We start from the raw sequence: 10,530 nt of genomic DNA, 5'->3' as shown, positions 1-10,530 counted from the left end.
TTAGTTTGATCATTGTTTACTGTTATTATGTTTGGAATTTCCGCTAAAACAGTACAATTATCCCCTTTAAAGACTTCTACCGTGTAATCATAAACTCCACAACTATTAGTCGTTTGTAAAGTATAAATACCTTCATTTTCAATTTTAATTGAAGCGGTTGTATCTCCGGTACTCCATAAATATACTGAACTGCACGTATTCAGAGCGTTCAATTCGAAAGGAGTGGGAATATCGCAGAGATCTATTTTTGCTGGTAATGAAACATTATTTATTCCACATACATTCACACATTGTGTACTACTTGTTGCAATGCCGTTTATATAAACAATGCACGTAACCTGCCAATCACCGGAACCTGGAAATATATATGAAGAACTGATTGAGGTTACTTCATATCCTGTATCATGGAAAATCCAATGGACAGAATCCGGAACCAGGTTACTGTTTGCTAATGAAAATTGGAATGTTTCTCCAGCACAAGTTCCACTATAAACGAATTCGCTGATTGGATGATTAAAATAGAATGATGGGAAATTAGGTAAGGCAACACTCCAAGAAGGAGTTGGAATGTTCGTAACCAAGTAATTTGGCGTATAAGAGCAAGAGTTTCCAATTAAATTAGGGTTTTCAATTGCAACTAGATTGTAAGTATTATCCGGAATCCCAATAAAATAGGCATCAGCCCAATTATACTGAGTCCAAGGGAAAACAATAGTTGAGTTTGAAAATCCACCGCCACCATCAGTCACCCTAATAGAATAAATTTTATTATCCAATCCTCGTTGGAGCTGCGCTAGATAGTTAGGGTTATTTAACGATGTAATTGTATTTGATGCAATATGGTATTGTAGCTGATTGATGTAAATCAGAGAATCATTAGGAGAATATTCCACTCCATAACCATTACGTAAAGGTAATTTCCGTTCTGATTTTAATGAAATTTTTCCAGAAGACTTATCAAAATCAAGTAATGTTAGATAATCAGCGCGAGCGAATGCAAGCTCATCGCCTTTATTATTGAACTTCATCTGTCCGAATCTACCGCAACGAGTTTTTAAAACAGATTTTACAGGTGACGCTTGAACACCATTTTCAGTTAGCAAATAACTTTGAAATTCCGTCAAATATTCAACAGGAAGCCCATCTTTTAATTTGGTTGCCAGACATTTTACTACCACAATCCAAAAATCACGTCCATTGCAATGTTTTGTTGCAGTCATTTTTTCAGCCAGTGTATCCAAACAAAGCATATTGTATCTTGACACAACTGATCCTACTCCTCCATTTAGATTCTTATCTACAATCGAATAACTGAAAACTCCTTGATCATATTTATCTTGATAAAACCCTAGTGAAAATAGATAATATAAATTTGATGAGTTTGGCTTTTTAACAAAAAGCGCACCTTGTGTCGTACTTTGTAAATGAACGGACTGAACAAATGAAACATCATCACCATTTGGAAGAACGCTTCCATTTGATCCCCGAACTGTATCCCCATCAGTATAAAACAAGAGATTCCCATTTGAATCTGAAATACTTGCTGAAGATTCCCAAGTAATAAAGGGTAAAGCTGGCGTATAATTAAAAGTAGGAGGTAAAGGATTAAAATTTAACAACGAATTGGGGCTTAAAATCCAATTTGTTGCCTCTTTTTGGGCAGACAAATGAAGCAAAAAAAACACATTCAGTATAAATGTTGTTATGAAAAATCTCATATTCCCTTCTGTACAATGACTTTAAAATAATTAGCCGTTTTATTTACGAGTTTTTAGCTTATATCTTATCCCAATAGTTAAGGCAGGCTCTGCTCCAAGAAGAGGCGGATCAAATTCTTTACTAATATTAAACTTGTTCGGATTCAATAAGTAAAAAGGAAATGTTAAACCCGTAACAAATTGCCACTTCTTATTTATTTTCCAGATGAATTTCGTTTCGAATCCAAGAGCACAATTTAAACGGATAAACCTTTCTTTCATAATCTGTAATACATAGTTTCCAGTTGTATCAAAAGCCATTATGTCAAACTCGGATTTTTGACGGTAAATTCCCAATATTCCGAAAAAACCTACATCTAACTTTACGAAGTTACTAAAATCGAACCGATAGAAGTAACAAAATTTTCCTTGAAAGCCTTTGTTATCGGTTTGATAATAATTTTCTCCAATTCCATTTTTCGGATTATACACACGACCAAACCAATCTTTTGTTTTCTTGTCAAAAATGCGTTGTCCATATTGTCCTGCTTCTGCTGAAACAGAGAACCCAAAACCCGATTGCTTTAGCTTTAAAAAAGAAACTTCAAGATAATATCTTGAAGGAAAACCATTCAAGGTTGTTCCAAGGTAGCTCCCTTTTTGTGAGAATCCATTAGGAGTAAAATGAATTAGAAAAGATGTATATAGAACTAGTCTAAACATAGAATTAGCGGTTTATAAAACCGCCCCAAACAGTGGGGCGGTCTAATACAAAAGATATTATTAAGAATATCCTGAAATATTAACGAAAGATTTGTTATTGTATTACATTCACGTGTGAAGCCCAACCACTAACCCGGTCAACACAGAATAACCAAATCCATCTTACACAAGGATCATAGTCTGCACCGGTAAGTTTTATTCTCTCAAAACTAGACGAACCGCAATATTTTACTTCTAAGGTATAAACGTAACTTCCATACTGAACTACACCACTGTTATTTTTTCCATCCCATGATATATCGCCCTGACGAACATTTTGATCTGGTAATCTTCCCACATCTGCTTTTGTTATAGTTCTGAAATTATCTCCCCACCGATTATAGATTCTCAATGCAAAATCTTCAATCCCATAGGCCGGTTCATCACCAATATTCAGAGGCGCGTTTGGCCCTGATTCCAATATCCTGAAGACATCATTGGTTCCATCTCCATTAGGGGTAAATGTATTTGGTTTAATGAATTCATGCCCTCCAGGTCTGTAATTAAGTTGCATAGTTGCACTTACAGGGTTAGGCGCGCAATTCGTTGAGATTGTTGCGGTCAAAATACCGTCCGCATTAGGTGCATGGATAGTTCCTCCCGTTCCGATTAATTGGTTTACACCCCCTGTTGGTTTGAAATACCATTTAACAAATGAGGCGTCAGGATAACCAAAAGTATTCAAAAATTGTTGATCCAAATTAGAGCATCCATTATAAAGTAAATGAGCCGTCACATAAGGTTGGTAATCACACAATTTATATTTTGAAGTCAATGACAAGGTATATCCAGGAGGTAAGAAACGTACAACAACAGTATCTCTTCCGATACAGCCATTTGGCTGTGTCATCTGAACCAAATAAGCCATTGTGTTTGAAGGAGTAATCCCGGGATTTGAAATTGTACTTGTGAACCCGGCAGGAATTGATGTCCAATTATAAGTGTTTCCGGGAACAGCAGTCGATCCTATTTGAATCGGATCTGTTTGAATCACTTCAGAAGAACAACAAAGTGTAATATCAGGTCCTGCATTCACTTGCGGACATACAATATCAAAAAACATGCTTTTTTCATTCCAAGGTGAACAATGATTGGCAACAGCAATTTTAACTTTGTATTTCTTTCCGCACTTAAGTTTAACTCCTTTATTATTCAAATAGGTTGTCACGTTAAAATTTGAAGGAGCTTGTTGGGCTACAAACCAATCATTAACTACCATTGCTCCACTTCCGTTAGGATAGTAATTTCCATTTGCGTCCACTTCCGCAACCTCCACAAAATAACTGTCTTCGCCTTCTGATGCAGATGCGTTTAACATAATTTGTTGCTCCAAACAGAAGGTAGACCCATTCAATGTTCCTTGGGCAGTCGCAGGCCAGGCATCACACAAACCATCAATATACATATAGCCAAAATGAGCACCTTGAGTACAATCTCTCGCAACCGCAACAAAGGATACCGTTTCTCCAACATACGCAGACAAATCATACTCAACACATTCCCAATTTTTGTAGATGATATCTGGTCTGGTTAATGATCGCTTGTAAAATGGATCATTTAAATCTGCTTTAAAAGCTTTAAAAGTATTGCTAAACAAAACCCCACTATTTAATATAGGTAAGTGTGTATTGCCTCTACACATATAAAACCAACCAGCGGGATTCTCTCCTGTACCATGTCCTCCATCTTGCAAAACGATTGCATAACGCATTTTGAAGTTTTTATTTTGATTGGTCACCGTAAAGGAATATTTCATCAATTCTGCTCCTCCACCTGTTTTATTAGCGTTTAAGTTAAAGCAATAAGTTCCTTGACTAGGGATCTGAATTCCGCAATATTGATCAATTCCTCCTGACACCATTAAAGGAGGTACAGCCGGATAATTTGATGTACTACTTTGAATCCCAAAACGGTCAGGATTAAAGGCAGGGGTAAAAGCGTTCAAATTTTGAGGGTTCTCTGAAGCTGAACCGTAAGTAGTCCAATTACTAAAGCTGTTGCTTTCAGCATCCCCATTAGGGCATTGTGCTTTCACTGCTGATATTGTAAGGAATGAAAGCATGATTAAAAATAAATTCTTCATACTTATTGAATGATTAGGTTAGATGAAAACAATTGTCCTTGAAAAAGAACACTTACGATGTAATTTCCAGCAGGAAACTCTTTGATCGGTACAGCAATACTATATGTATCGTGCAATAAATTAGCTGAATACACTACACGATTAAATGTGGCAAGCTGATTTGAAATACTTATTACTGTGTAACCGTCGGTCCATAAATCGAAATTTGCCTGAATTTCAACTTGATTGCTCGCGGGATTAGGACTCAAAATCAAATTAATTGTATTCTGTTGAAGATCATCTTCGACATTGTATGAAATCCCAACGAAATGTTGTCCTAACCCCAGGCCGCCCTCAAAAATTTGTTGTTTGTCAAAGACTTCAAACACTAACGTATTTCCATCAAAATATGAAAAGTAAGTATTTGAATAAGAGGCAATAACTTTTCCGTTATGGATTAGTTGGTAATCTTCTTTTATTTCCATGCGTTTGACATTGTATGTGCTCCGTCCCAGAATAATTTTTTGATCTTTAACTGAAACGGGTTTTGTTGTTCCTTCCAGTGTTACAGTTTCACCATCAATATCAATAATCGAAACCGGAATGTCCTCAGGACTATTCCACGAAAGAGATATTCCGGATTGAAGTTTTGCCAATGGAGTCATTCGAGTAAAATCGAACTCAGATGTATTGGGATAGTCACTCCAATCAATCGAATTAAAATCAAGAATACTTGCACCAGTATTATTAACCAATGCAATTAAAGGGGAATCTGGTTTTGGGGGCTTAGGTGTCTCAACTTGAGCCTTTGCCAGAAATGTACTGCATCCTAAAAGGATAAGAATTAGCTTTTTTTTCATGAATAGATAAAATTAGTTATGTGCCTACTCTGCATTCACAAACTTCATATGAGCATTTTCGGCATCCCTGCTCATACATAGCTTTTGTATTCCAATAGCCTGTAATCTATTAGAATACAAGTAAATAAGGTGTTACAGGCGTCTCATTTACTTATTCTTAAATTCTTTATCGCTGAATTGATTCCAATGAATAAGGTCTTTTTATCCTTCAAAGTGGTAAAGTCATAAATTTGAAATACAGACAAAACGGAATTGAAAGTACCCTTATTTAATATCGCGTCACAAAATTACTAAGTGACTACGTAACCTTTTTACGTTCTTGTCTTCAAACCAAAATCATTCGAACATCAATAGTTGTGTTGGAATCGGGCAATTCTTGATCAAACCGATTTTTAAGCGGCTCGCAGTGATTTCCCTGATTTCCGCTTCTGAAAAATTCGTTTTCCCTGGAATATTCAGCATTCCGTAAGGTTGCGGCAAGCGAACCATGGAATAATGACGATCCAGCCATAAGGCATAATGGCTTGGTGGCATGCGCCCAGCGATTACTTCTTGCAGGAGTACCGGTTTCATTTCATCGAAAAAGGCCTGGTTGTAGGACGAATGAACCAGCAGCACAAAAACCATCGCCACATTGCCCGGCAAAATCCACTCTCCGGGATAACCGAGTTTGTAAATGATGTTCCGGAATTCGACCAGATTGAGCGAGTCTACAAAGATAATCTCCCGATTTACCGCGTTGGTATCAATCATGGAATCGGTATAAAACTTCATACGTGGTACCTGGTCCCTGTCTGTCATTGCTTGTAAAACAGCCATCAACGAATCGGTATTGCTTCGTTTGAGTTTCGCAAAATTGTCATAGCCCTGCAGTACCCGTTTTTGTTGTTTCTTCGAAAAGCCTTCGTTTATTTTGGCTAAACTGATTTGCGGTATCTGATCGAGGCACACGAAGTCGAACGAATAGGTTGACCACGCTTTCTTGAGGCTTAAGGCGCTTTTCGTGTTCTTCCCCATTTGTTTGTAGCAATGCGCCATCAGAATGTACTCCTCGCAATAGAGCTTGCTGTATTTCCGCTTTACCTTCGATAGTTGGTTGAAGCATTTCGGATAATTCAAGCTGTCAAGAGCGAAACGATAGGCCATGTCGCAATCGGCTTTGTAGTGGATGTGATTGATTTGAGCTGATACATTCAAACCAATTAAGAGACTGAGAAAAAAAAGTGCATTTTTCATGATGAGAAATATTGAGAATCCTCTGCCCTGTAGCGCACAAGCAGAGGATTCAATCATTCAATCGAATTAACTTTTAATATAATCCGTTCCCTGAGTTCCCGGAGGCGTACCTGCCGGGTTATAAGTTGTTGCAGCAGTGTCTCCGTCTTGCCCGCCGCGTCCGTCGTAACGTGTTTGGCGTGCAGGTCCGTATGTCGTGTCACCACCAACTACACGTACAAGGTTTATTGAGTCAAACTTTTTTGATTTTAATGACTCGATTGTTTTAGTTGCCATAAGCAAAAAAATTAATTGTCATGCCTACTCTGTTTCCTTCAACTTCGCAATAGCATTTTCGGCAACACTACTGATTGCAAAGTTTCTGCATAACAGAAGCCGGTAAACAACTGAAATGCAAGGAGGTATTACCGGTACCTCCATTTTTTATCTGTTTCGCTGAAATATTTTCAGTGAATCTGTCCTTACTCTTTATTGGCAAGGCTTGAGTGGATTGATGCTTTCCTGGTAAAGCATCCCTGTTTTTATACAAAACCGCGAAAACATTGTTTACTGATTAAAAATCGGTTTACTCGCATTTTCCGGTTCGTTTTGTCGTAGTATTGAATACAAATGTAAAAACAATTCTCATATATGCGCAATATTGTGAAAAAAAATTCTCCTAAGCGCTAAAAAACCAATCAAACAGGCGCTTGAAAAGGAAATCAATCGGCAGTCATAAAAATGCCATAAATGCTAGTAAATAAAAGAATTATTGATCTATAAAAGAGAATCAGAAGAAGATCCGTCATTTCAACTAAATTACCCGATTTCCCGCATATGAACAAAGCATACAAGCCAGAAAAAACGATATAAAACAAGGATTTACATCAAATTTCACCCCTTTATGTGTATTTAATGGTAATAATACTACCCAGTAAAGCGAAGAAATTTGTTTTCATGCAACATCGTGGTGAAATAGTAGAACAAGCAGTCAGACAAAGTGGTCTTTCGATTACTGTTGTTGCGAAAAGACTGCGTAAAAGCAGAAGATGGATGTATCTGATGTTTGACAATCCCCAGGTAGACATTGACACCGTTCTGGCTATCGGAACAATCATCCATCATGATTTTTCTGCTGACATTAAAGAATTGAACACCATGCGTTCAAATTCATTTTCAGACCCTGAAAGTCCATACAACGGCCAAACAAAAGAGTACTGGAAAAACAAGTACCTGAAATTGCTGGAGGACTACAATGAGTTGTTGAAGAAAACGAGTTCGAAGAAATAATTCAATAATTACGAGTGCCGAATGATGAATGATGAATTACATCCCGATAAGCGCCATTCGGAATTCGTAATTAGGAACTCGTAATTATCAAAACCTGCTCATATCTGAACAAAAATACCCGCAACTGAAAACCAGGAACACCGCACCTATTATTCTCCTATCTGTGTAATTAATGGTAAAAAACCTACTCATGAAAGCGAAGATTTTTGTTTTCATGCAACATCGTGGTGAAATTATAGAACAAGCAATCAGACAAAGCGGATTTCCGATTACTATTATTGCCAAAAAACTGGGCAAGAGCAGAAGATGGATGTACCTGATGTTTGATAATCCGCAGGTCGATATCGAGACCATCTTAGCGATCGGGAAAATCATTCATCATGACTTCTCTGCTGAGATCAAGGAAATGAATGCGATCAGTCCGACTTCTTTTGAAGACCCGGAAAACCCGTACAATAATCAGACGAAAGAGTACTGGAAGAATAAGTACCTGAAATTATTGGAGGACTATAACGAGCTTTTGAAGAAAATCAATTCGAAGAAATAAGACGAATTACGAATTACGAATTACGAATTACGAATTACGAATTACGAATTACTTAATAAAACAAATTCGGAAGGATTTTTCGGTCTTTTGGTTGCATGTTCGCGATATTAGAAACAGCCCGGTATTCATCAAGGTTTCCAGACAATTAACGATTCAATTTTCAAGCATAAATTCTGACCAAAGAATCCAACAAGTTCCATTCAACATCAGGAATTCGTAATTAATGTGTTGTTGTCATCGTTTCATTCACCACAATGATGAAATCCGCACGATTCAAATGCTCTTTTTCCAATTTGCGCACATCTTTCTGAGAAACTGTCGTGATGGTTCCTACCCGTGTTCCGGGAGCGTATTGCTGCACATACCACATAATTCCCTGGTGAAAATCGGAGTGGAAAGCACCGTTTAAGAAATAAACCATCTGGGCTTTTTTCAGTTGCTGCACAATGGAATATCCCATCGTTGCATCCTTGATAGCTTGCGCATAGGCAAAATTAATCCCGGAAGCATGCATTTCTTTTCCCATATTGATCAGCTCTACATATTGTGTCAAAGTAGAATCAAACGGAAACGGAAGCGGCGCCATAAATTTTTTCTGATCTTCCGGCAGTGTATCCAGGGCAGCAAGTCCTTTTTTGAAGATCAAACTGGCATATTTGCGGGTAACGTTTGCTGCAAAAGGAATGTTTCCCCGGGAAATAGCAGAATCGAGAACGGGTTTGTAGTCGGTTTTAAAATTCACCCACAATTCTGTTGAATCCTTCAATGCTTTGTATGACTTATTGGCGATGTACGCTTCCAACGGTTTTACCTGGTGCAATTCAAACATCTCAAAACCCACAGCCAGTTTTTCACCGCTCACTTTTTTATTCAACTGCATCAACACATTCACCTCCATCCAGTGTGAGATCGGGTTATTGTGAAATTCACCGAACAAAACAACCTGGTTTTCCGAAACCTTAGACATCATCTTCGTGAACGAAACTTCTTTTCCCTTCGAATCAAAAATCCGGAAAACTTCCAAATCCTGTGCATACGCACCGGAACAAATCAGCAGCAACAATAAAATACATTTCATTTTCCAAAGATAGGAACTTTGAAAAATCCGTTCCTAACCGTTTTGAAGTAAGGCAGATTCAAAAACTACCTCCCAAAGGGTAGATTGGCGGGTCGACTGATAAATAAGACAAAACTTATTTGATCCTCTTACTTTTTGGCATTGCCCCAAAAAGTAAGCAAAAAAGGTCTAGGCCTATACTCGAAAGCTGGAAAACTACGTATCGTTCCGCGAAAGCATTCAAAACTCGCCTCCTTCGTCGGCTCAAACAAGGAATGCTTTTTCCGCTCCACTCACTTGTTTTCAGGCACTTTCAGCGTAAGGGCCTTTTTTAAATCCTCCTCCTGCAATTCACTCCCCCTTTCAATTGCTAAAAGCGAGCGCAGTGCGCCTATGTTGAAGCTTTAGCGCAAACATTAGCCGAGCTAATAATTTGTGCATTTGCGGGAAAATATAAATCACCGTTTCTAAAAGAGCCTGTTTAAGGGAGGTCGCACACGCATCTCCACATTTTTCACTTCTGCAGATTTGTAAATTCTATCTATTTTTAAGTAACACAAACACAACACCTACCTCAAAAAGGTTACTTACATTTGTACTATGTTGAAGAAACTGTGTAATGCTCTCCCAATAACGTTGCAAAGTCTGCTGCTCCGGATTGCTATTTTGCTGTTATTGATGACCGCAACACGCATTGTATTCTATTTCTACAACCTGGATTCGTTTGCCCATGTTCATTTTACAGACTGGTTGGCAGGAATTTGGTTCGATCTTTCAACGCTGGGCATGCTTCTGATGCCTTTCATTGTTTTCAGCCTTCTGCCGCAGAAATGGCAAAACAACCTCATCATCCGGATTATCCAGGTCATTACTTTTTTCGTTCCGGCTTTGCTCATTGTGGCTTTGAACCTGATGGATACTGCTTATTACAATTTCACACTGAAGCGGTCTACAGCGGATTTGTTCGTAATCGTATCGGCGGGGAATGACGTGGGACAGTTGTTGACGAGTTTTATTTCCGATTATTGGTTCCTGATTTT

The 10,530-nt window shown here is 38.1% G+C and carries 10 protein-coding genes; 3 read left to right on the top strand and 7 right to left on the bottom strand.

Going from position 1 to position 10,530, the window contains the following annotated elements:
* The 6 genes from Q1V93_RS08925 to Q1V93_RS08900 form a co-directional block, all read right to left on the bottom strand.
* The coding region (locus tag Q1V93_RS08925; protein ID WP_300663885.1) for a hypothetical protein at positions 1-1,718 on the bottom strand (1,718 nt) is incomplete at its 3' end.
* Between the two features lie 39 nt (positions 1,719-1,757).
* Complete coding sequence (locus tag Q1V93_RS08920) at positions 1,758-2,420, bottom strand: hypothetical protein (RefSeq protein ID WP_300663883.1); 663 nt, start codon at positions 2,418-2,420, stop codon at positions 1,758-1,760.
* A 94-nt stretch (positions 2,421-2,514) separates the two neighbouring features.
* On the bottom strand, positions 2,515-4,542 hold the full coding sequence (locus tag Q1V93_RS08915) for a gliding motility-associated C-terminal domain-containing protein (RefSeq protein WP_300663881.1): 2,028 nt from the start codon (positions 4,540-4,542) through the stop codon (positions 2,515-2,517).
* Between the two features lie 2 nt (positions 4,543-4,544).
* Positions 4,545-5,381, bottom strand: a complete 837-nt coding sequence (locus Q1V93_RS08910) for a hypothetical protein (protein WP_300663879.1) — start codon at positions 5,379-5,381, stop codon at positions 4,545-4,547.
* A 336-nt stretch (positions 5,382-5,717) separates the two neighbouring features.
* Positions 5,718-6,617, bottom strand: a complete 900-nt coding sequence (locus Q1V93_RS08905; protein WP_300663877.1) for a hypothetical protein — start codon at positions 6,615-6,617, stop codon at positions 5,718-5,720.
* A gap of 66 nt (positions 6,618-6,683) precedes the next feature.
* A complete protein-coding gene (locus Q1V93_RS08900; protein WP_300663875.1) occupies positions 6,684-6,893 on the bottom strand; it encodes a hypothetical protein in 210 nt (69 codons plus the stop codon).
* A gap of 660 nt (positions 6,894-7,553) precedes the next feature.
* On the opposite strand from Q1V93_RS08900, the gene Q1V93_RS08895 reads away from it, so the two are divergent.
* Together Q1V93_RS08895 and Q1V93_RS08890 are read left to right on the top strand one after the other, a co-directional pair.
* Positions 7,554-7,886, top strand: a complete 333-nt coding sequence (locus Q1V93_RS08895) for a hypothetical protein (protein ID WP_300663873.1) — start codon at positions 7,554-7,556, stop codon at positions 7,884-7,886.
* 190 nt (positions 7,887-8,076) lie between these two features.
* The gene (locus Q1V93_RS08890) at positions 8,077-8,433 is read left to right on the top strand and encodes a hypothetical protein (RefSeq protein ID WP_300663871.1); all 357 of its coding nucleotides are present in this window, start codon (positions 8,077-8,079) and stop codon (positions 8,431-8,433) included.
* Positions 8,434-8,653: 220 nt separating this feature from the next.
* On the opposite strand, the gene Q1V93_RS08885 is transcribed toward Q1V93_RS08890, so the two are convergent.
* On the bottom strand, positions 8,654-9,511 hold the full coding sequence (locus Q1V93_RS08885; protein ID WP_300663869.1) for a ChaN family lipoprotein: 858 nt from the start codon (positions 9,509-9,511) through the stop codon (positions 8,654-8,656).
* A gap of 579 nt (positions 9,512-10,090) precedes the next feature.
* Here Q1V93_RS08885 and Q1V93_RS08880 point away from each other — a divergent pair.
* Positions 10,091-10,530 (top strand): hypothetical protein (locus Q1V93_RS08880; RefSeq protein WP_300663867.1); only part of this gene is annotated, 440 nt, incomplete at its 3' end.

This window comes from Fluviicola sp. (genome assembly GCF_030151805.1).
Classification (GTDB): Bacteria; Bacteroidota; Bacteroidia; order Flavobacteriales_D; family Crocinitomicaceae; genus Fluviicola.
Note: the sequence above shows the minus strand (reverse complement) of the source record. Positions and strands in the feature narration are given on the sequence as shown.